Source organism: Pseudomonas sp. E141 (assembly GCF_052659885.1).
This window is the reverse complement of sequence record NZ_CP084024.1, coordinates 656,274-676,791: the sequence shown is the minus strand read 5'-3', so window position 1 is coordinate 676,791 and position 20,518 is coordinate 656,274. Positions and strand designations below refer to the sequence as shown.

At 59.5% G+C, this 20,518-nt stretch carries 16 protein-coding genes, 1 tRNA gene and 2 pseudogenes; 7 read left to right on the top strand and 12 right to left on the bottom strand.

Annotated features, from left to right (window positions below; genetic code table 11):
- Positions 1-347: 347 nt before the first annotated feature.
- The 5 genes from GKKCFE_RS02955 to GKKCFE_RS02935 form a co-directional block, all read right to left on the bottom strand.
- Positions 348-1,373 (bottom strand): sensor histidine kinase, encoded by a 1,026-nt coding sequence (locus tag GKKCFE_RS02955; RefSeq protein ID WP_445577464.1) that lies wholly within the window; start codon positions 1,371-1,373, stop codon positions 348-350.
- Between the two features lie 9 nt (positions 1,374-1,382).
- Positions 1,383-2,843: an RAD55 family ATPase gene (locus tag GKKCFE_RS02950; protein WP_439125483.1), complete on the bottom strand. Its 1,461-nt coding sequence runs from the start codon at positions 2,841-2,843 to the stop codon at positions 1,383-1,385.
- Entirely contained in the window at positions 2,840-3,274 is a 435-nt protein-coding gene (locus GKKCFE_RS02945) for a hypothetical protein (protein ID WP_445577463.1), read from the bottom strand. Before GKKCFE_RS02945 ends, GKKCFE_RS02950 begins: the two co-directional genes overlap by 4 nt.
- 173 nt (positions 3,275-3,447) lie before the next feature.
- Entirely contained in the window at positions 3,448-5,610 is a 2,163-nt protein-coding gene (locus tag GKKCFE_RS02940; RefSeq protein WP_445577462.1) for a methyl-accepting chemotaxis protein, read from the bottom strand.
- 533 nt (positions 5,611-6,143) lie between these two features.
- Positions 6,144-7,361 carry an MFS transporter gene (locus tag GKKCFE_RS02935; protein ID WP_445577461.1) on the bottom strand — a complete coding sequence of 406 codons (1,218 nt, stop codon included), beginning with the start codon at positions 7,359-7,361 and terminating at the stop codon, positions 6,144-6,146.
- 327 nt (positions 7,362-7,688) lie between these two features.
- Here GKKCFE_RS02935 and GKKCFE_RS02930 point away from each other — a divergent pair, with 327 nt between their 5' ends.
- The 3 genes from GKKCFE_RS02930 to ggt all read left to right on the top strand — a co-directional run bounded on the left by GKKCFE_RS02930 (position 7,689) and on the right by ggt (position 11,911).
- Positions 7,689-9,746: a methyl-accepting chemotaxis protein gene (locus GKKCFE_RS02930; protein ID WP_322834610.1), complete on the top strand. Its 2,058-nt coding sequence runs from the start codon at positions 7,689-7,691 to the stop codon at positions 9,744-9,746.
- A 103-nt stretch (positions 9,747-9,849) separates the two neighbouring features.
- Positions 9,850-9,926: transfer RNA gene (locus tag GKKCFE_RS02925), tRNA-Met, on the top strand.
- 143 nt (positions 9,927-10,069) lie between these two features.
- On the top strand, positions 10,070-11,911 hold the full coding sequence (ggt, locus tag GKKCFE_RS02920; RefSeq protein WP_107322931.1) for a gamma-glutamyltransferase: 1,842 nt from the start codon (positions 10,070-10,072) through the stop codon (positions 11,909-11,911).
- Positions 11,912-11,984: 73 nt separating this feature from the next.
- On the opposite strand, the gene GKKCFE_RS02915 is transcribed toward ggt, so the two are convergent.
- The 4 genes and pseudogenes from GKKCFE_RS02915 to GKKCFE_RS02900 all read right to left on the bottom strand — a co-directional run.
- Positions 11,985-12,209 carry a helix-turn-helix domain-containing protein gene (locus GKKCFE_RS02915; protein ID WP_047229383.1) on the bottom strand — a complete coding sequence of 75 codons (225 nt, stop codon included), beginning with the start codon at positions 12,207-12,209 and terminating at the stop codon, positions 11,985-11,987.
- Between the two features lie 7 nt (positions 12,210-12,216).
- Entirely contained in the window at positions 12,217-12,771 is a 555-nt protein-coding gene (locus GKKCFE_RS02910; protein WP_107322932.1) for a DUF2975 domain-containing protein, read from the bottom strand.
- Between the two features lie 91 nt (positions 12,772-12,862).
- Positions 12,863-13,294 (bottom strand): annotated as a pseudogene (locus GKKCFE_RS02905) (methyl-accepting chemotaxis protein); the annotation flags it as partial.
- Between the two features lie 156 nt (positions 13,295-13,450).
- Positions 13,451-14,023: pseudogene (locus tag GKKCFE_RS02900) on the bottom strand (PAS domain-containing protein); the annotation flags it as partial.
- A 376-nt stretch (positions 14,024-14,399) separates the two neighbouring features.
- Between GKKCFE_RS02900 and GKKCFE_RS02895 the strand changes: the two are divergent.
- The 3 genes from GKKCFE_RS02895 to GKKCFE_RS02885 all read left to right on the top strand — a co-directional run bounded on the left by GKKCFE_RS02895 (position 14,400) and on the right by GKKCFE_RS02885 (position 17,788).
- Positions 14,400-15,818 carry a short-chain fatty acid transporter gene (locus GKKCFE_RS02895; protein WP_076386741.1) on the top strand — a complete coding sequence of 473 codons (1,419 nt, stop codon included), beginning with the start codon at positions 14,400-14,402 and terminating at the stop codon, positions 15,816-15,818.
- A 110-nt stretch (positions 15,819-15,928) separates the two neighbouring features.
- Complete coding sequence (locus GKKCFE_RS02890) at positions 15,929-17,086, top strand: hypothetical protein (protein WP_339489765.1); 1,158 nt, start codon at positions 15,929-15,931, stop codon at positions 17,084-17,086.
- Between the two features lie 174 nt (positions 17,087-17,260).
- Positions 17,261-17,788, top strand: a complete 528-nt coding sequence (locus tag GKKCFE_RS02885; protein ID WP_160893574.1) for a lysine methyltransferase — start codon at positions 17,261-17,263, stop codon at positions 17,786-17,788.
- A gap of 10 nt (positions 17,789-17,798) precedes the next feature.
- On the opposite strand, the gene can is transcribed toward GKKCFE_RS02885, so the two are convergent.
- Positions 17,799-18,443 (bottom strand): carbonate dehydratase, encoded by a 645-nt coding sequence (gene can, locus GKKCFE_RS02880; RefSeq protein WP_047229378.1) that lies wholly within the window; start codon positions 18,441-18,443, stop codon positions 17,799-17,801.
- A gap of 134 nt (positions 18,444-18,577) precedes the next feature.
- On the opposite strand from can, the gene GKKCFE_RS02875 reads away from it, so the two are divergent.
- Positions 18,578-18,982, top strand: coding sequence for a hypothetical protein (locus tag GKKCFE_RS02875; RefSeq protein WP_047229377.1), 405 nt, complete (start codon positions 18,578-18,580; stop codon positions 18,980-18,982).
- A 280-nt stretch (positions 18,983-19,262) separates the two neighbouring features.
- On the opposite strand, the gene rimI is transcribed toward GKKCFE_RS02875, so the two are convergent.
- Complete coding sequence (gene rimI, locus GKKCFE_RS02870) at positions 19,263-19,715, bottom strand: ribosomal protein S18-alanine N-acetyltransferase (protein WP_047229376.1); 453 nt, start codon at positions 19,713-19,715, stop codon at positions 19,263-19,265.
- On the bottom strand, positions 19,708-20,493 hold the full coding sequence (locus GKKCFE_RS02865; RefSeq protein WP_107322935.1) for an energy transducer TonB: 786 nt from the start codon (positions 20,491-20,493) through the stop codon (positions 19,708-19,710). The genes rimI and GKKCFE_RS02865 overlap by 8 nt, the downstream gene beginning before the upstream one ends.
- Between the last annotated feature and the right edge of the window lie 25 nt (positions 20,494-20,518).

Genomic DNA, 20,518 nt, shown 5'->3' with positions numbered 1-20,518 from the left:
GGGGCGAAAGGTGCCAGGGAAAGAAGCTTTATCGAGCGGATAGAGCAAGGCATGACTTGGGAGGCGACACTGTTGGTCTCACTGGGAGAAATCGATGAGAAGCCTACGGATGGGATTTGGATGTCCAGCGATCCAGAAAAACCGGATATACGTTCGGTAACGAAGAGCGGACTTGTAGAGGGCGCGGATTGAAAAAAACGACTGGGAGGCTCCAGAAGGGTGTTCATATAGACCTGAAAATAATTGGGGAAGTGATCCTATAATGTTTCCGAACGCGTCATACGCATCGAATTATTACAGAATCTGACATCCCCGCACGCGGCGGCAGATGGGACGACCGCGCAGCTTCATGGATTTGCCAACGGCAACCTCACCACGAACTCGCTCCCCTTGCCATCCCCCTCACTCTTGCCGACCACTGTGCCACCGTGGCTTTCGACCAACTCGCGCACCACCGTCAAACCAATGCCCAGGCCAACGCCGTTGAAGCCGATGGCGTGAACATCCTGCACAAAGGGTTCAAAAATAAACGGCAGCGCCTTGGCCGAAATACCTATGCCGGTATCACGGATGCTGACCTGCAAGACACTCCCTTCGACGATAACCGACAATTCGACGGTGCCGCCCACAGGGGTGTATTTGACCGCATTACCCAGCAGGTTGCCGAGAATCTGAGCAAGCCGTACCGGATCGCCGTACACCAGCAGGGCACACTCGGGCAGTGTGGCGCTGAACATCAACTTGCCGCTAATCATGGCCGGTTTACAGATATCGATGGCCTCGCGAACGATCTGCACCATATCGACAATCTGGCAATCTAGGCGAAACTTGCCGGTGCTGACGCGGGAGACATCGAGCAAGTCCTCCACTAATCGAGACATGTGCCGGACCTGACCTTCGATCAGCTTCTGCATGCGCGGCAACTCCTCACTGGGCACCCGCACCAGTCGGCCGGCAATCATGCTGATGGGCGTCAGCGGATGACGCAGTTCGTGGGCAACCAAAGCGAGAACGCTACGCTGGCGCTCCAGCGCCCGTTCGGCCGCGTCTTGCAGATGCTGTGCGCTGAGGGCAGCAATGACCAATTGCTCATTGGCCTCGCGCATCTGCCGATACAGTTGTTGTTCTGCCTGCGTGGAAGGTGGCTTTTCAGCCTCGGACTGGGCCGACAGGATCGCCAGGACCAGTTGCTGATTGGCCTCGATCAGTTGCTCGACATGTTGCTTGTCGGCAAGTTGGGTGTTGGCGTCGTTCAGCTCCTTGCGCAGCGCGGCCAGCACCGCACGCGCCTCGACAGTTTTCTGGCCGAGCAGGAACAGCTCGCGAGCGGCCATCGCCTTCGCCTGCTCATTCCCGCCATTGGCCTCATTCATGATGATGCCTCATCCAGTACCTTTGCCAGACATCTGCCGGGTAGGCCGGCCTCCGAGCAAACCTTCCTGATCCGGCAACATGTCACCGATCTGCAAACCGCTATCGTCAATGCTGTAAAGGCGTAACTCATCGGAGTGAGCGCTGGCCCGCACCTTGACCACGGCCATGATGCGCAATAAACGGCTTTGCACTTCAATGTAGCGCTGAACGATGATTGCGTCGGTAAGAAAAGCCGTGCCGTAAGGACTGAAACGCAGATCCGTGTAGCGATCCTCCAACTCCGAGGTCAGCAATACACTGACACCGGCGCTGGTCAACGCGGTGACCATGCGCGACAGCGACTCGCGAAAGTCTTCGCGAAAGGTCGGCGCCAGGGCCAGTTCGAACCCCGACAGCGAGTCAATCACCACCCGCGTGGCGTTCAGGCGAGCAATCTCGCTCAACAGCAACTGCACGATCTCGTCGATGGACAGATCTGGAGCACGGCTATCCACCAGCCCGACTTTGCCGCTTTTAATCAAGTTTGAAAGGGTGGCGTTCTGGGAGTGATTCGGGCGCTGCTCGAACACGGCGATCACGCCGTTTTCACCGTTTCGCGCGCCTTCAGCGAGAAACGATGCCGCGAGAATGCTTTTTCCAGAACCCGACGGGCCAGCAACCAACAGGGAGTAACCGCGCGGCAGGCCACCGCCGAGCATTTCGTCGAGCTGTGGCACACCCATTCCCAAGCGTTTGATGGGGAACTCCAGCGGGGCTTCGATCGGATTGTAGGGCGCAGGGGCAAATACCTTGATTCCCGATGGGGCGATACGGAAAGTGTGCAGACCCGGCAGCGTTGGCTGGCCACGCATCTTCATGATTTCCATCTTGCGCACCATGGAATTGCGCTGAACGCTCTGGCGCAGCCAGATCAGTCCGTCGGCCACGGTGAAAATCGGGTTGGTATCGGTTTCGGTAAAGTACTCACCAATCAGGAAAGTCGTGGCCTGCCAGGTGGTCATCAACATGCCCAGTTGCTGGACGAACTGCGGCAAGTTGTTGTTCGGGTTGTCCTGGGTCTGGCTGGCCAGCACCACCGAGCGGAACGAGTCAACGAACACCAGCGCCGGGGAGTGCGCCTCCACCTCGCTGACAATGCGCCGCAGCACTTCGTCCAGATCCCCGGCCAGGGTATCGTCAGCCAGGTTGACGTAGCGGATCGAATGATTGATCGCGTCGCTATCGAAGAAATCGAACTGCTGCTGATAGCGCAGCATCTTCAGTGGCGGCTCACCCAGCACGGTAAAAAACAGCGCCGGACGTGAGGGGGTCGCCAGGGCAAACATCATCTGGTGCGCGAGGGTGGTCTTGCCGCAACCGGGTGGGCCGGCGATCAGATTGAACGAAAACTCCGGCAATCCTCCGCCCAAGACCTCGTCCAGTCCTGGCACGCCGGTGGCCAAGCGGTTGATAGTCACTTTGCTGCTCATGGCGAATTTTCCTGCGAAGGGGTGTCGCTCAAAGAAGAATCCCACACGCCACGAAGCAAACGTGCGGTAAGCGAGGGTCCGATCAGCGTGGTCAGCAACTCATAGAAAGTGGTCAGCACCATTTCACCGAAAAACAGCGCATCGGCTTCGCTTTGCTCAACAAGCACTGAATTCAGGGCGGTCAGAACCATGCCGGACGGCACCTTGTTGCAGGTGCTGGTCAGGCGCGGATGAGCGGCCCCACACAGATGCAGGCTGCGGCGATACAACGCGACAACCCCTTGCTGACCAATGACAGGCGTCAGGGCCACTTCTATATCCTGCAAAATGGAAACGATCGCGTGGGCGGTCTTTGCAATGTCAGCGTTGGGGCCAACGCGGTGCGCCAGAGAAGCTACGATCTGACGGCTCTCTTCGCTTAGCGTGGACATGGCTAACTGATATCCGATGGGCGAGTATCGATAGTACACCCTCGGGGGCGTTATCGAGACCCTATTGGACAAAGCAATGCAAATGCGGTCATTCAAGAACTGGATTGAACTGTGGCGAGGGAGCTTGGTCCCTCGCACAATAAATCTTGAGTCACGCGTGGCCAGGAAACCCACTACCCCCTTTTGACTTTGAAGCGCCCCAGCACGCGCTGCATCAAAGATGCTCGCTCCGAAAGATCCTTGGCCGCCACCGCGCACTCTTGTGAGTTGGACTGGTTTTTCTGCGTCACTTCATCGATCTGCTCCAACCCGATGCTGGCCTGTTGCAGGCCTGAGGCTTGCTCGCTGGAGGCTTGATAGATCAATGAAACCAGGTTGGAAACAGCACTGGTTCCGCTGACGATGTTTTTCAGCGATTCGGCGGTCCGGCCCGCGATGATCATGCCGCGTTGCGTTTTGCTCGAGGAGTCGGCAATCAATGCAGCCGTCTGCTGGGCGGCCTCGGCGCTGCGGGCGGCCAGGCTACGCACCTCATCCGCCACCACAGCAAAACCACGCCCCAGCTCACCTGCCCTGGCGGCTTCAATAGCCGCGTTCAACGCCAACAGGTTGGTTTGTGCGGCGATATTATCGATGGTGGTGATGATTGCGGTAATGTCTTTGCCCGAATTGTCGATTTCGGCCATGGCGGCAATCAGCTCACTCATCAATTTGTCGCTTTCCCCGGCATCGGCCCGTGATGCCTGGGACTGCTCATCGGCCTTTTTGGCATTGGCGGCGTTGTCCCGGGTCTGTGCGGCCATTTGTGTCATCACCGCGCTGATTTCAGTGATGGACGACGCGGAATTGGACGCCCCATCGGACAATGACTGGCTCAGGTCGGTAACCTGCGCCGAGCTGCCGGTGATCTGGGTGGCGCTGGCCTGAACTTCGCCAATCAGTTGGTTCAGATTACCCACCATCTTCTCCAGTGACCTGCCAAGGGTATCGTGGGGCGAGGACAACCGGACCTCCAGGTCCAGATCTCCCTCGGAAATGCGCTCGGCCACCCTGACCTGCCGTTGCAGGCTTTCAGACATATCGTTGAGCGCGACAGACAACTGGCCCACTTCGTCCTCGGATTTCTGCACCAGGCGACGCGAGAAGTCCCCCAGGCTGATGTTGGCTGCCAAGGCGGCGGCTTCGCGAATTGGCCCGACGATTTTTGCAGCGGCAAACCACAGGGCGACCAGCGCCAGTAGCGAAACGCCAAGGCCAACCGACACCTGCCAGATGCTGTTGCTGATACTGCGCGCCTGTAGCTCCTGCTCCAGGGCAATGGCCTGAGTCATGACCACTGCCTTTGGCAGGCGAATCAGCACCGCCCAGGGTTTACCTGTGCGCCCCAGCTCAATGGGCATCAGCACTTCGATATGCTGGGTGTGCGGATTGAGCAGACCGTCACCACGACCACTCTGGATATCGCGCAGCACTTTCTCCCAAGAGTCAGGCAACAAGGCCTTGATGGGCTGGCCAATCAGGTCGGTACGCTGACTGTCCGCGACCACCAGCCCCTGGTTACTCAGAATCGACACCGTGCCCTTGCCACCGTAGAGATCGGCCGACATCTGCTCGCTGAGTTTCTGGATAAAGTCGATATCGAAGTCAGCGCCGACCACGCCGTAGAACTTGCCATCGGATACGATCGGCACCGACAAAGTGGTCAGCCATACGTTTTTGCCCTGAACCACATAAGGAATGGGGTCCAGCACGCTTTCCTTCAGAGTGTCGCGTGGGCCGCTGTACCAACCCCCTTTGGGTACACCGTTCGGGTGACGATCCGGGGAGTCATACTCGACCAATGGCTGTACTGCCACATGTCCGCCAGCGCTGCGCGTCCAGTAAGGCGTGAAGCGCCCGGTCAACGGATTACTGCCGTCCTGAGCATTGCGCAACACAAGATCCTGACCATCCAACGCGTCCGGTTCCCAGCAGGAGTAAGTGCCATTGAAGTCCGGGTTATCTTTTAGAACGCTGAGCAATACCGTGTTGATCTGCTCACGTCCCAACGCCAAAGGGCTCTGCGAAGCCTTGCTGGAGGCAAAGGTATTGGCCATGGTGCGGGCCGCATCCAGAGCATTTTGCAACTTGGCCTGAATGGCATTGGCACGGGACTCGGCCAGGTTCTGAATTTCCCGGATCGTTGATTCTTCAACCAACGCCGAGACTTCGGTCGCCACGTATTGCTCATTAGCCCTGGCGGTAAAGAGCCCGTAAATAACCAGGCTAATTGATGAAACAAACAGACATACGCCTGCCGTGACACAAATGCGTGCCTGCAACGACTTGAACTTCATATCATCCCCTGCCTGATTATTTTTATTGCCAACGTTTAAGACGACAGCCTCAAACTTGTGCACGACACGGCAAATAACAATCGCTCACGGCTGTTTACGCTGTCCACGAGGCAATCGCCTTGAACGGACGCGGCGATACAACTGCTTTATAAGTATTTGAAGCGTGGCAGGTAGGGGCGTGAGTCACCTCACCCGAGGGGTGAAGGTATTCAGATCAAGAGCCGAAGGCCTTATGTCCCAAGACAATAAGAGCGGCGGGTGGAAAGAATGTGGAAAGCTGCTTTCCGGTCACCCCAGCGGACTCCCTTGAAGATTGCCGCTGCGTCCATTCAATCCATCAACCACAGCAGCAAATTAACATGACCGACTTTTATACAAAATCAAACTTAAGACTTATACAAAACGGTACTTTAGTCGCGGTTCCAAGCAACTAATCAAATCGCTCTGGTGGGCGGGTATTTTTCAATGCTTTGAAATTCAGTTGTTTCGCAACGACCGGCGGGGCCCACTCGCCTCCGCCGGTTGAGTACACGTCAGTTTTTTCTGCTTTTGGGCAGAAAAATCGCCAGGGCTCCAAACAACGGCAAAAACGAGCACAACCAATACACATACTCGATGCCGCGGATGTCGGCCAGATGCCCCAGCAGCGCGGCGCCAATCCCGCCGAAGCCAAACATCAAGCCAAAGAACACGCCGGCAATCATGCCGACGTTACCCGGCACCAGTTCCTGGGCATACACCACGATGGCCGAAAATGCCGAAGCCAGGATGAAGCCGATGACCACGCTGAGAATGCTGGTCCACAGCAGGTCAACGTGAGGCAGGATCAGCGTGAACGGTGCCACGCCAAGGATCGAGAACCAGATCACCGCCTTACGTCCGATCCTGTCGCCTATCGGACCGCCAAAGAAGGTCCCCGCCGCCACAGCGCCGAGGAACAGGAACAGATACAACTGCGACGACGCCACCGACAGGTCGAACTTCTCGATCAGGTAGAAGGTGAAGTAGCTGGTGAAACTGGCCATGTAGAAATACTTGGAGAACACCAGCAAACCCAGCACCGCCAATGCACTCAAGACCCGGCCCCTGGACAGACCGTGAGTAGCCGCCTGGCCTTGCTTGAGCTTGAACAGGTTCAAGTGATTGGCGTACCAGCGGCTGATGCGGTACAGCACGAACAGCGCAAACAGTGCGAACAGGCCGAACCAGGCCACATTGCCTTGCCCGAAAGGAACGATGATCGCCGCTGCCAGCAACGGGCCGAAAGCCGAGCCGGCGTTACCGCCGACCTGGAACGTCGACTGCGCCAACCCATAACGCCCGCCCGACGCCAGGCGTGCGACTCGCGAGGCTTCAGGGTGAAAGGTCGAGGAGCCAATACCGATCAGACCGGCGGCCAGCAGGATCATGGCAAAACTGCCAACCATGGACATCATCACGATCCCGATCAGCGTGCAGACCGTACCGGCCGGCAGCAGCCAGGGCTTGGGGTGCCGGTCCGTGTGATAACCCACCCAGGGCTGCAGCAGCGATGCCGTCAACTGGAAGGTCAGCGTAATCAAGCCAACCTGGGTGAAGGTCAGCCCATAACTGGCCTTGAGCATCGGGTAAATAGACGGCAGTACCGCCTGGATCAGGTCGTTGATCAAATGCGCCAACGCCACGGCACCGATGATGCGCATGACCAAAGGGCTGCTTTGAGGTGTGGCAGGGATAGACGCGGTATCGACCTGGGTATCGCTGATAGCCATGGGAGTTTCCATACGGGGTTTGCACAGGAAGCGGATTCATCAATGTGCCATTTTTCGGTGCAGCAAGGCTATCCCCTTAGCTTGCTATCGACTTGAAATATTGTCAGCGAGCTCGGTAATAGCGCAAAGCCATGGTCTGAATCTTGCCTTGTTAACGGTCTACAACGCGGCCCCTTACAAAGGGGACCGAGAATGGGAAGTTTCGCTACAGAGCCAGCCTACAGAGCGGGCCTGGACAAACTTTCGAGGCCTTTTAAAAGGGCACCTGTTTCGGCACTGTGTCGAAACGCACAAAAATAGTGCAAAGGTGTTCAGGGGAGTATGGGCATGCAGGCTTTTCTATCACCGGGAATCAGGTTGCTGGGGCGTTTCGGCTTTGCCCGCAAATTTCAGTTGCTGTTCCTGCTTTTCATCCTGCCACTCATGGGCAGCCTGTGGATCATCGGCCAGGACTATCGCGACAAACTCAGCCTGATTTCCGAAGAACGCGCCGGGGTTCGCCAGTTGCTGGCCCTGGATAACCTGGACAATCTGCTCGCCGCCCAGCGCAACCGCGCGGCCCGTTGGCGAGCCACGGAAACCAATCGCCAGGCAACACCCGCAACGCTTGCCGCGATGGCGGCTTTCGATGCCGTGCAGCCAGCCCTCAACCAGGCCGCCAATGATCTGGGCAGCACCTTGCAAACCGAAGGTGCCGAAGCCGACACCCTGGCTCGCTTCCAAACGTTGCAAACCAGTCTCAATGGTCTTGATTCGAAAAGCCTGGGCACCGTCGGTTGGTGGCCGGACGGCTATGACCGCTTCACTGCGGCCTTGAGTGCCCTGCAAGCCTTGCGCGAGCAGATCGTCATGGACAATCGCCTGACCCTCGCCTCCTGGCTGGAAACCTACCTGCTGATCCAGATCTCGACCCAGCAGACACCGGACCTGATCGAGCGGGTCGGTCGCCTGGCCAGCGTTGGCCAGGCCTCCGTTGTGTCGGGTCAGTTCACCCTGCAAAGCCGCCTGCAATTGCGCGACCTGCGCAGCCGGATCGGCGATGCCCGGGATCAACTGGTCAAAACCGGTGGAGTACTGCAAGCGCGCCTGCCGAACGAACTGCAAGCCTGGTCCGGACAATTCCAGGACAGCCTCAAGCATCTGGATTCCGGCCTGAAAGTCCTGGATGAAGGGGTCTTCGCCGGCTCCATCAGCCTCAAGCCGGAAGAATTCGAGAAACACATGGATGCGCTCCTGGCGGACTTGGCGACCTTGCGCCAGCAGTCTCTGATGGCTCTGGATGCGCGACTGGACCACTACCACTCCTCGGCCATCCGCCAATTCACCCTGGTGGCCACGGTGCTGGGTTGTCTGCTGTTGGCCGCGCTTTACCTCTTCGTCTGCCTGCAAGCGTCCATCCGCCGCAGCGCCAGTGGCATCACATTACTGGCCGAAGCCCTGCGTGACGGCAACCTCAGTCTGCAAGTGCCGGTGCAAGGACGCGACGAACTGGCGGCCATCAGTACCGCTCTCAACGTTGCAGTGGTGCAGTTGCGCAACAGCCTGTTGGGCGTGGACCACGAAACATTGCAGTTGAGTAATGCCGTTCGCACCCTCAACACGCACTCCAGCGGCGCCCTGGGCGAAGTCGAAGCCCAACAGATGCAGATCAGCCAGATCGCCGCGGCCGCCACGCAACTGGCCGCCACCTCTCAAGGGGTCGCCAGAAGCTGTGAGCAGGCCTCCGACAGCGCCCAGCAGACCCGGCGTATCGCCGCCGACAGCAGCCGCGACAGTCAACGCACTACGGCGAGCATCCAGCAACTCAACCAGCGCCTCAACGAAACCGCCGCCGCATTGGGCCGGGTCAGCGAACAGGGGCAACAGATCCAGATGGTGGTCGACACCATCCGCGGCGTGGCCGAGCAGACCAACCTGCTGGCCCTCAATGCCGCCATCGAAGCCGCTCGCGCTGGGGAACAGGGCCGTGGTTTCGCGGTGGTGGCCGATGAGGTACGCAGCCTGTCGCAACGCACCCAGTCCTCCACCCAACAGATTGCTGGCACCGTCGACAGCCTGCGCGCTACGGTCAACGAAGCGGTCAGCCTGATGGAAGCCGCATGCGGCCAGGCCCAGACCGACGCGCAAGCCGTTACCGGCCTTGGCGAGCGCCTGGGAGAAATTGCCAGCGCCGTGCAGAGCGTCACCGATACCCTGGCGCAAATCGCCACCGCGGTGGACGAACAAGCCAGCACCGCCGACGAGGTCAGCGGCAATATCCAGCAGGTCGACCAGGCGGCCATGCGATTGCTTGAAGGGGCACGCGCCGTGAACCTCGCGGCGGATACTTTGAGCCAGGGCAGCCAGGCCCTGAGCGCCAACACAGGGAGATTTCAACTCGGTTGACGGCTATTTGCGGCGAGGATTGATAAGCGGTTGAAAGCGCTGAGAAATATTTCAGATTTACGCTTGACACATCTTCGTTACCGGCGAATAATGCGCGCCACTTGGCTACATAGCTCAGTTGGTTAGAGCATAGCATTCATAATGCTGGGGTCCGGGGTTCAAGTCCCTGTGTAGCCACCAAGTACTAAAAACGGCTTATCGAAAGATAAGCCGTTTTTTTATGCCTTGATAAAAGCCGTCCCCCAAGTCCGCGCTGATTTGCGCCCGACGCCTCGCATCGCTACAGTCGATCCCTATCCCCTGGCCCACGGATGGAGCGACACATGCTTGCAGATCTGAAACCAAATCTTCATCGCCTGTCAGCCGTTTCGCTGCTGGCTGTCGCCCTGGCACTCGTTGCCTGTAAGGCCCCGCCCTCCTCCACAACCCCAGTATTGCCCGTCGCACCGGAGATCGCCTCCGGCTATCGCACCGACCTGCAGACCCGCCACGCCGACAAGCACATGGCCGCAGCGGCCAACCCGCTGGCGGCCGAAGCCGGGCGGCAGATGTTGCGGCGCGGCGGCTCGGCCATCGACGCGGCGATTGCCATGCAGGCGGTGCTGACCCTCGTGGAGCCGCAGTCCTCCGGGATCGGTGGCGGTGCATTCATCGTGTTGTGGGACGGCAAGGCAGTACGTACTTACGACGGTCGCGAAACGGCACCGGCCGGCGCCACCGAGAGACTTTTCCTGCAAGCAGATGGCAAACCCATGCCGTTTACCGCCGCGCAGATAGGCGGCCGTTCCGTGGGCACTCCGGGCGTGTTGCGGGCACTGGAACTGGCCCATCGCAAACATGGCCGACTTGAATGGGCCACGCTGTTCGAGCCAGCCATCGCATTGGCCGAACAGGGTTTTGCGATCTCGCCCAGGTTGCACTCGATGATTGCGTCCGACGCATCCTTGCCGGGGTCGCCGGACATGGCCGCCTATTTCCTGAACGCCGACGGCAGCCCGAAGGCGGTCGGCACCCTGCTGAAAAATCCCGCTTTGGCCGACGTGCTCAAGCGCATCGCCCGCGAAGGTCCCGACGCCTTGTACAAAGGGCCGATTGCCGAAGAAATCGTCGCCAAGGTGCAGAAGCATGCCAACCCCGGCAGCCTGTCATTGAATGACCTCCAGGGCTACGCCGCCCGGGAGCGTGCGCCGCTTTGTACTGACTACAAGCGCTGGCAAGTCTGTGGCATGGCGCCCCCGTCTTCGGGCGGGATCGCCGTGGCGCAGATCCTCGGGACCTTGCAGGCATTGGAACAGCGCGACCGCCGCACGGCCCTCGCGCCCATGAAACCCGTCAAGACCGATAAACCCGCCGGCATTGAGCCGACGCCCGAAGCAGTGCACCTGATCGCCGAAGCCGAACGCCTGACCTACGCTGACCGCGCCCTGTATGTCGCTGACTCGGACTTCGTCCCCGTACCGGTCAAAGGCCTGGTCGATCCCGGTTATCTGGCCAGCCGCGCGAGCCTGATCGGTCCACGCAGCATGGGCATCGCCAAACCCGGCACACCACCGGGCGTCCAGGTGGCCTACGCCCCGGACCGTTCGCCCCTGCGCATCTCTACCTCGCAAGTGGTGGCAGTGGATGACCAGGGTGGCGCCGTGTCGATGACCACCACGGTGGAGTCAGCGTTCGGCTCACACCTGATGGTCCGGGGTTTCATGCTCAACAACCAGATGACCGACTTCTCGTTCATCCCCGAAGAAAATGGGCAAAAGGTCGCCAACCGCGTCGAACCCGGCAAACGCCCCCGCTCGTCCATGGCGCCGACCCTGATCTTCGATCGCCAGAGCGGTGAACTGCTGGCCGCTGTTGGCTCACCGGGAGGCTCCCAAATCATCGAATACGTCGCCAAGTCAGTGATCGGCCTGCTGGACTGGGACCTGGACGCGCAAGCCGCCATCAATCTTCCCAACTTCGGCAGCCGCAACGGCCCCACCGAACTGGAACAAGGTCAGTTCAGCCCGACGCTGATCCAGGCGTTGAAAAACAAAGGCCATGCCGTGAGTGAAATCGACATGACCAGCGGGACCCAGGCAATCGTCCGAGTCCGTGATGCCCAAGGCAAAACCTCACTGGCCGGTGGAGCGGACCCGCGGCGTGAGGGGCAGGCGCTGGGGGATTGAGCGTCGCGGCTATCTGGCCAGTCTGCGAAGTCGCGTCGCCGGCCATCGCGGGCAGGCTCGCTCCCCCAAGGGGTCAGGCCTTGGGGGGATCGCTCTGCGGTTGGTAAATCAGCAAATCGGCGGGCTGACATTGCAGATGGCTGCAAATGGCTTCGAGGGTAGCCAGGCGAATACCCTTGACCTTTCCTTGCTTCAACAAGGAAAGGTTGGCTTCCGTAATGCCTATCGCGGCGGCAAGGTCCTTGGATTTAACCTTGCGCGTCGCCAGCATCACATCAAGTTGAATAACGATAGGCATAGGGCTCTCAAACAAAAGTCCGGTTTTCTGAATCGACTTCACTGGCCCGGGACAATATCCGGGCAATGATTGCAATGCAGGCTGCAAGAAACAACGCGACAAACGACGGGGCGGTAACGCTGAGGGTAAGCAGACGCTGACCGACCGGTGCATTGATCGTCACCAGCAGGCTGAGAAACGGCTCACACAGGAAATCCAGCAGCACCCACAGCGCCACAGCGCGACCTACCTTCCCCAGGCAAACGGCTGCTTCGCTGGAAAAATACTCGCCTTGGGCATATCGCTGGAACAACTGCCGCAAATGGCCCAGCCCGAACGCCAGGGCCAGCAGCGGTATGCTCGACAACAGCATTGCGCCAAGGCATTGCCAACCAGTCAAGCGCATAGCCTCTGCTGACAAGCTCGACAGCTGTCGCTCGGTCAGGGCAAAGCCCAGACCGTATTCTGAAGCAACGTCAGGAAACAGCCAGACCCCGGCGTTGAGGACCATCATCGTGATAATGAAGACAAGTGTGATGACAGCCATGCGCTGGCTGTACAGGGCGAGACGATTCGAGGACATGGAAGGCTCCACAGAACAAAGGAAGCGCAAACCATAGCGGTGAAATTATCGCAGAACAATAATTAATATGTAAAAAACGATAACATCAAACTCAAGTCGACAACTGATTGGCAAACTGGCTCACGGCATCGACCACCTTCTTCGCGCCATCCTGAATCTCGACGATCACCGTCCCCGCCTCCGCTGCCAGGGCCAGACCCTGTTCGGCCTGGTGCTGGCCGTCGGTCATCAGTGCCACGGCGTTGCGGGCCATGTCCTGGTTCTGGCGAACCACGCCGACGATCTCATCAGTGGCCTGACTGGTACGCGACGCCAATTGCCGCACTTCATCGGCCACCACCGCAAAGCCCCGGCCCTGCTCACCCGCCCGGGCGGCTTCGATGGCCGCGTTGAGCGCCAGCAGGTTGGTCTGTTCGGCAATGCCGCTGATGGTCTTGACGATGGTGCCGATCACCAGGGATTGCTCATTCAGGGCCTCGATGCCTTCGCCGGCGGTTTGCATGTGCCGGGCCAGGTCACGCATCACGCCCACGGCCTGGGTCACCACGGTGGTGCCGCGCTGGGCGCTGTTGTCGGTTTGCAACGAGGTGCTGTAGGCAATGCCGGCCGCCTCGGAGACAGCTTTTTCCTGGTTGACCTGATCAGTGATGTTCGTGGCGAACTTGACCACTTTGTACAGTCGCTCGTTGGCATCAAGCACCGGGTTGTAAGAGGCTTCCAGCCAGACTTCACGGCCGTTGCTGTCCAAGCGTTTGAAGCGACCGGCGACGAACTCGCCGCTATTGAGACGCTGCCAGAACTGCTGGTAGGTGGCGCTGTTGTACTCCTCCGGTTCGCAAAACATGCGGTGATGCTTGCCCTTGATCTGCGCCAGGCTGTAACCCATGGCATTGAGGAAGCGATCATTGGCTGTCAGTACGTGACCGCCCAGGTCGAATTCGATCACCGCCGTTGAGCGCACCAGCGCACCAATGAGGTTTTCATGCTCGCGCGACGCCTCGATGGTACGGGTCAGGTCGCTGGAGTACATCGAGAAATAGCGGATTCGGCCATCAGTCGCCCGAACCGGTTGGAGAATCGAACGCAACCAGGCTTCCTTACCGTTGCCCCGGAGCAGCCGTACGGCGCCGGAGAAATGCTCGCCTCTAGTCAGCGCCGTCTTGAAACGCAACTGGAACTCATTGGATTTCAGGTAAGCCGGCACCAGCTCTTCGACAGACCGGCCGATGAGGTCCTGGGTCTTGTAGTGCATTTCGTCGAGAAAATTCTGATTGACCGTCTGCACCCGCCCTTCGGCATCCAGAGTGAGGGCCAGCATCTCGCGGTCCAAACTCTCCTTCACCTGCACAAGGCTGGACAGTTCCTGGCGAAGAGCCGAAAGCTCCTGCTTCAAGCGTTTATTGAACATGGCATGCTCCGAGAGCAGGAGAGTTAGGTGGCCTGTTCTCTTGCCATCGGCTCGCCGATTTTTTTCTAAAGAGCGCCCCGGGCCGCTTCTGAAAATAATCCTGCGCGCTCGCGAACCCCGATTAGCCTCCCATGGTCACTGGAATGTTCCAGTGTTGGCGCCTGACGCCAAGACCCTGCCGCACCCAATACCCATAACCATAAAAATCGAGGTAATTGCCGTGACCACCGACATACAAGACAGCCGTTCCGCCCGCTTCGCCTTACGCTGTTCCAGTTTTGCCGAGCGCTGGTTCCCTGACTCCTGGGTATTTGCCGCCCTGGCAGTATTGGTAGTCGCGGTGGCGACACTGTTCATCGGCGCCAAACCCACGGCCGCCGCCATGGCGTTCGGCGATGGCTTCTGGAGCCTGATACCGTTCACCATGCAGATGGCCTTCGTGGTGATCGGCGGTTACGTGGTCGCCAGCTCGCCGCCCGCCGTCAAACTGATCGATCGCCTGGCACGCATCCCGAAAAACGGTCGCTCCGCGGTGGCCTGGGTCGCACTGATCTCCATGGTCGCGTCGCTGCTCAACTGGGGGCTTTCCCTGGTATTTGGCGGTTTATTGGTACGTGCCCTGGCCCGTCGCACCGATCTGAAAATGGACTACCGCGCCGCGGGCGCCGCCGCGTACCTGGGCCTGGGCGCGGTTTGGGCACTGGGTTTGTCTTCCTCGGCGGCGCAATTGCAGGCCAACCCGGCCAGCCTGCCACCGTCTATCCTGTCGATCACCGGGGTCATTCCGTTCACCCAGACCATTTTTCTCTGGCAATCGGGAGTGATGTTGCTGGCGTTGATCGTGATCTCGCTGATCGTGGCCTATGCCACCGCTCCCGGCCCGAACAGTGCCCGTGACGCCGCCGCCTGCGGGATTGATCCCAGCTTCAGCATGCCGGCATTGCAGCCTCGCACCCGCCCGGGAGAATGGCTGGAACATAGCCCGCTGCTGACCATTGCCCTGGCGCTACTGGCCGCCGGCTGGCTGTTCCACGAGTTCTCGACCAAACCTGCGATAAGCGCCATCTCCGGACTCAACACCTATAACTTCCTGTTCCTGATGCTTGGCGCGTTGCTGCATTGGCGGCCGCGCAGCTTTCTCGATGCCGTGGCGCGCGCGGTGCCGACCACCACCGGCGTGCTGATCCAGTTCCCGCTGTACGGCTCGATTGCCGCGCTGCTGACCACGGTCAAGGGTAGCGACGCCCAGACGCTCGCCCATCACATATCCACCTTTTTCGTACAGATCGCGTCCCACGATACCTACGCCGTGTTGATGGGCGCCTACTCGGCGGTGCTGGGCTTTTTCATTCCTTCGGGAGGCGGCAAATGGATCATCGAAGCCCCCTATGTCATGCAGGTGGCCAATGATCTGAACTATCACCTGGGGTGGGCGGTGCAGATCTATAACGCCGCCGAAGCGCTGCCAAACCTGATCAATCCGTTCTACATGCTGCCGCTGCTGGGAGTGTTGGGGCTCAAGGCCCGGGACCTGATCGGTTTCTCCTTCGTGCAATTACTGGTTCACACGCCATTGGTGCTGGTGCTGCTGTGGGCGCTGGGGACGACATTGTCTTATCTGCCGCCCGTGATGCCATAAAGCCATAAAAAGGGCCGATATTTTCGTCGGCCCACTTTTTCTTCGCTCCGGTCTGTTTCAGTATGGCTACACCCTGTTCGAGGGGTCCACACGCTGAAAAGGATCTGAGCATGTCCAAACTCGCCGTACTTTCTCTTGCCACCCTGGCCTTCAGTGCCGCCGCCCATGCCGACATCGATGTTCAGTTGGGCAGTACCGAACGCGTCACCCGTCTCTTCGCCTACCCCAACAACTGCAACGTCATTTGTTTTCGCGACTGGACGCTGGAGCAGACCGTTGAGCATTACCTGACCCAAAGCGTGCAGCGTGACGGCTACAGCACGGCCAAGGTCAGCGTCAAAAGCGACAACGATAAGGTCTACGCCAGTATCAGCGGCGTGCCGCAAGACTACGGCAAACCGTTGACTGCGCTGCTGGATGCCGGTGATCTGGCATACAAGGGCGCCACCAAACTCAACAGCGATAACAAGTGGGCCTACGACTGGTACCTGTTCCTGCCTCTGGGCATGGCCCTGGAGAACCGCAAGAGCATTGAGTTGCTGCACTTCCCGCCGGATTACTCCCTGACCCAGGCGCAGGACTACCTGGAATCGGCCACCACCGATCGCTGGGCCACGCTGCTGACCGCCAACGGCATCGCCGCCGAACAGACCCCGGCCTTCCAGACCATTGTCGACATCGCGCCGATTGCGGCGCCATCCAATGCCGGCCAGGCGCTGGGCGGGGTCTACGACTATTTCAATGACTACCAGACCACCATGGTCAAGCAAGTCAGCCAGAACGCCAGCGGCGACGCCCTGCCGATGGTGGCCTTCGGTGCTCCCGTGCGGAACTGGATCAAGACACAGTACGGCCAGACCGTGGACGTGCTGGGTCTGGCGACCATTACGCCGACTGCGGGTGTCAAGGTTCCGGTCCTGGGCTCCAACCACCCGAGCTACATCTGGTATGCCGCCGACCCTGACAGCTACAACGGTGATCAGGCCAAGGCGGATGCGGCAGGTTTGAAAGTCATGGGGCAGGACCTCAGCGCTGCATGCTGGCAAGCCGGCATGGGCAGCAAACCGGGCACCGATCCGAGTGCGCAATTGAATCAATGCACACAGACCTGGCAGGTCACGCAAAAGGAAGAAACCTGTGAGCTGTTCTATACCTCGATCCGCAAGCTGTCTGCGGACGAAGCGGCGAAAAAATGCGCGGAGCCGGCGATCAAATCACAACTTCCACAATTGAAAGTCCCCATGCCAGCGCTGCCTGACGCGGTGTAAACCCCAAGGACTTTCCTGCGTAAGCCTGGGCTCACGCAGGAAAGCGCCTTTGGCTCCTGTCAGAGTCGACAGTAGATGTCGTTTCAAGGTTGCGCGAAGCTAGGCAGGTTTCAATGATCGCTGGCAGGATCGCCAGCGCCAGAAGGCCGAGCGTCCTACGCGACAGGGACCGTCATGACCACCTTCCTTGCAGACAGCGCATCCTCACCGAACGGGGACGGCATCTACCCCGAGAAACAACTCAGCACGCGCATGGGTTATCCATCCAGGCGCGATTTCGAAGTGCGCCAGACGACTAACGGCCGCGGCAATGGCATCGTCGCCCGCAAGCGGTTTGCGCCGTTGGAAAGGATGTGCAGGGTATCGGGACTGATCGTCAGCCGACGACGCCTGCATACACTGCAGATCCTGCCGGACATCCACATGTATGACCCGCGCTTCGCCGGATTGCTGCAGCACTCCTGCAGCCCGAACGTTTTCCTGGACATGAGCGAACTGTGGTTATGGGCGTTGACCATCATCGAGGAAGGTGACTGCCTGACGATGGATTACGCCAGTACCGAGCAGAAATTGTATCGACAGTTCGCCTGCCGGTGCGGTTCGTCCAACTGTCATGGCTGGATCACAGGCTATGACGAACCGCCCAACGAGCGAGGGATGAAATTTCTACGGCACTGGCGTCGCCGCTGTCATCGCGACTGAATGAGCCGAATCAGGGCGCGCCGACCGGACGTAGCCGATACTGCGGCGGCAACTGCTCGAAACCGCTGATCGTCGTGTCCAGGCTTTTCCAGCGGCCGTCCTTGATCCCGTAGATGCAGCCGTGGATCGACAGTTTCTGCCCGCGATGCCAAGCGTTCTGCACAATGCTGGTGTGGCCGACATTGGCCACCTGCTGGATCACATTGAGCTCGCACAAGCGATCCACGCGCTCTTCTTCGGTCGGCAATTGGGCCAACGTTTCGCGATGCTCGTAGTACAGGTCGCGAATCGAACGCAGCCAGCCGTCGATCAGACCCAGTTGACGATCCTGCATCGAGGCACGCACGCCGCCACAGCCGTAATGCCCGGTGACCAGGATATGTTTGACCTTGAGCACGTCCACCGCGTACTGGATCACCGACAGGCAGTTGAGGTCGGTGTGCAGCACCACGTTGGCCACGTTACGGTGCACAAACAGATCGCCGGGCAGCATGCCGACGATCTCGTTGGCCGGCACCCGCGCATCGGAACAGCCGATCCACAGATACTCAGGGGTTTGCTGACGGGCCAGCTTGGAAAAGAAATCAGGATCTTCCTGCTTGATCGCATCGGCCCAGCGCGCGTTGTTATCAATCAGATCTTGTAATTCGTTCATGCTATCTAGCCCTCGAGAATAGTGCGCAACTTTGACAGACGACCGCCCGTCGAGGTCACGTCCAGAATGCCGTTGGAATTCTCGCCACGGCTGTGGGTCCACCCCCAGTAAGCCCCACAGTATGAGGAATTGCCATGAATGATTCACGACGTCCTTTCGACGCGGTCCAGCCGGAACCCATCGACGATAACGAAGACCGCATGGGCTCGATGCATGAACTGGAATTCGACGAACAAGAGCCCAGTGCGAAAATCGGCGACGAACTGCCGGAAAATGAACGCGAACAGTTGATGCCGCGTGAACGCGTGCGTGAAGCCGGGCTGACAGGGGCTTCAACGGATGATCACGACCCCACCGACGACGACATGAGCCCGGAAACACTGATCCGCGAAGACGGTGCCCGGGACGCCCATGAAGCCGGTGACGACAAACGGGCGGACTGGGACCTGAGCGTGGTGGATGAAAATGACATAGGCGGGGGTGACGGGCTCGACGAAGCGGAAATGGCCGATATCGATCCGTTGGATGGCAAGCGGTAAGTGTCGATAGAGCTGACGCCATCGCGAGCAGGCTCGCTCCCACAGGTTCTGCGTCATAACCCAATGTCTTGAGCGATGCAGATCCAATGTGGGAGCGAGCCTGCTCGCGATAGCGGTGGATCAGTTTGCACTGGGGTTGAATGTGCCGCCGTCATCGCGAGCAAGCTCGCTCCCACAGGGTTTTGTGTTCGAGCGCAAATTTGATGCACATCGCCAAGCTCTCTGTGGGAGCGAGCTTGCTCGCGATGACGGCGTTGCGGTTAACCTCGATGTGGCAAGTTCAGTCCACCAAGGTACACGCCATGACCACCGCATCTTCGCGTCCGCCCACCGCAGGGTAGTAATCGCGGCGACGGCCGACTTCATTGAAGCCATAGCGCTCATACAGCCGGAACGCTGTGCGGTTGCTGTCACGCACTTCCAGGAAGCACTCCCGAGCCTCGGCCTTGTAGGCAATGGACATAAGATGCTCCAGCAGCCGCAAACCCAAGCCGCGCCCCTGGTTTTCCGGTTTGACGGTGATGTTGAGCAAGTGCGCTTCATCCAGGATGATCTGCACCACGCCGTGGCCCACTTGCTGCTGGCCTTCGAACATCAGCCAGATCTGGTACTTGCCCAGCCCGTCGAGAAAGATCCCTCGGGTCCAGGGGTGGCTGTAGGCCGCATATTCGATTTTCAGCACAGCGTCGAGGTCCGCCTCGGTCATCGGGCGGAACGATACAGCGTCACTCATTCGATTCTTTCCAACGCGCCATCAGCCGGCGCATGGCTTGCCAGACATCAGCCTTGCGCTGTGGCGTCTCCATTAACAATTCCAGGCCGGGCAACGCCCAGGCCGAGCCCAGGCCTTCGACCTGCAGTTCGCGATTGAACGCTTGAGCATCCACCTCACCAGCAAATTTCACCGCCGGCAGGCCGATCAGCCAAAGGCACACGCAGGGCTCATCCTCAAGCCGCGCCGAGACAAAACCCTGGACAAAATCCCGCGCCGCTTCTGGTCCCTGGTCCATGGTCCCGCGTGACAGCAACGGCCAGCGCACTGGCTCGCCAATGATCTGTGGGCTGTCCGGCAGACCGGCGGCGCGCAGCATGTCCTTGAGCAACAGATACGCCGGATCGCGGCTTTGAAACGGTTCGCCCGTGGGCAGTTCCACCAGTAGCAGGCAACGTCCTGCCCGTAGCAGTTGCAGCGCGAAACGCGGTGGTGCGACGTAAGGTGCCTTGACCGGGGCCGGGGTCTCATCGGCGGCCTCTACCGGTTTGGCGTTGGTGCGGGTCGAAGCCAGGCTCGGGCGCGGAACCTCGATCTTCGGCCGTTCGACCACGGGCGCCACCGGCTCGGCCACCGTCCTGGCCACGGGCGCGCTCACGACCGGCTCGATATCCAGCGGCTCGGGCGTTTCCAGCAGCTCGGGCCGCGACGGGGCGGCAAACGGCAATTCGGTACGCGGCAGCCAGTTGACCACCTGCATGGCGGTCAGATAGGCGCGGCGGCGGGACTCGATAAGCAAGGGTCGGCCACTTGTGGATAACTGA

Excerpts from the sequence above, each read along its gene's own strand:
- GKKCFE_RS02945 (WP_445577463.1), bottom strand. The coding sequence starts at position 3,274 with ATGTCCACGCTAAGCGAAGAGAGCCGTCAGATCGTAGCTTCTCTGGCG.
- GKKCFE_RS02955 (WP_445577464.1), bottom strand. The coding sequence starts at position 1,373 with ATGAATGAGGCCAATGGCGGGAATGAGCAGGCGAAGGCGATGGCCGCT.
- GKKCFE_RS02915 (WP_047229383.1), bottom strand. The coding sequence starts at position 12,209 with ATGCCTATCGTTATTCAACTTGATGTGATGCTGGCGACGCGCAAGGTT.
- GKKCFE_RS02940 (WP_445577462.1), bottom strand. The coding sequence starts at position 5,610 with ATGAAGTTCAAGTCGTTGCAGGCACGCATTTGTGTCACGGCAGGCGTA.
- GKKCFE_RS02910 (WP_107322932.1), bottom strand. The coding sequence starts at position 12,771 with ATGTCCTCGAATCGTCTCGCCCTGTACAGCCAGCGCATGGCTGTCATC.
- GKKCFE_RS02930 (WP_322834610.1), top strand. The coding sequence starts at position 7,689 with ATGCAGGCTTTTCTATCACCGGGAATCAGGTTGCTGGGGCGTTTCGGC.
- rimI (WP_047229376.1), bottom strand. The coding sequence starts at position 19,715 with ATGAGTGACGCTGTATCGTTCCGCCCGATGACCGAGGCGGACCTCGAC.
- GKKCFE_RS02935 (WP_445577461.1), bottom strand. The coding sequence starts at position 7,361 with ATGGCTATCAGCGATACCCAGGTCGATACCGCGTCTATCCCTGCCACA.
- GKKCFE_RS02885 (WP_160893574.1), top strand. The coding sequence starts at position 17,261 with ATGACCACCTTCCTTGCAGACAGCGCATCCTCACCGAACGGGGACGGC.
- GKKCFE_RS02875 (WP_047229377.1), top strand. The coding sequence starts at position 18,578 with ATGAATGATTCACGACGTCCTTTCGACGCGGTCCAGCCGGAACCCATC.
- GKKCFE_RS02890 (WP_339489765.1), top strand. The coding sequence starts at position 15,929 with ATGTCCAAACTCGCCGTACTTTCTCTTGCCACCCTGGCCTTCAGTGCC.
- can (WP_047229378.1), bottom strand. The coding sequence starts at position 18,443 with ATGAACGAATTACAAGATCTGATTGATAACAACGCGCGCTGGGCCGAT.
- ggt (WP_107322931.1), top strand. The coding sequence starts at position 10,070 with ATGCTTGCAGATCTGAAACCAAATCTTCATCGCCTGTCAGCCGTTTCG.
- GKKCFE_RS02950 (WP_439125483.1), bottom strand. The coding sequence starts at position 2,843 with ATGAGCAGCAAAGTGACTATCAACCGCTTGGCCACCGGCGTGCCAGGA.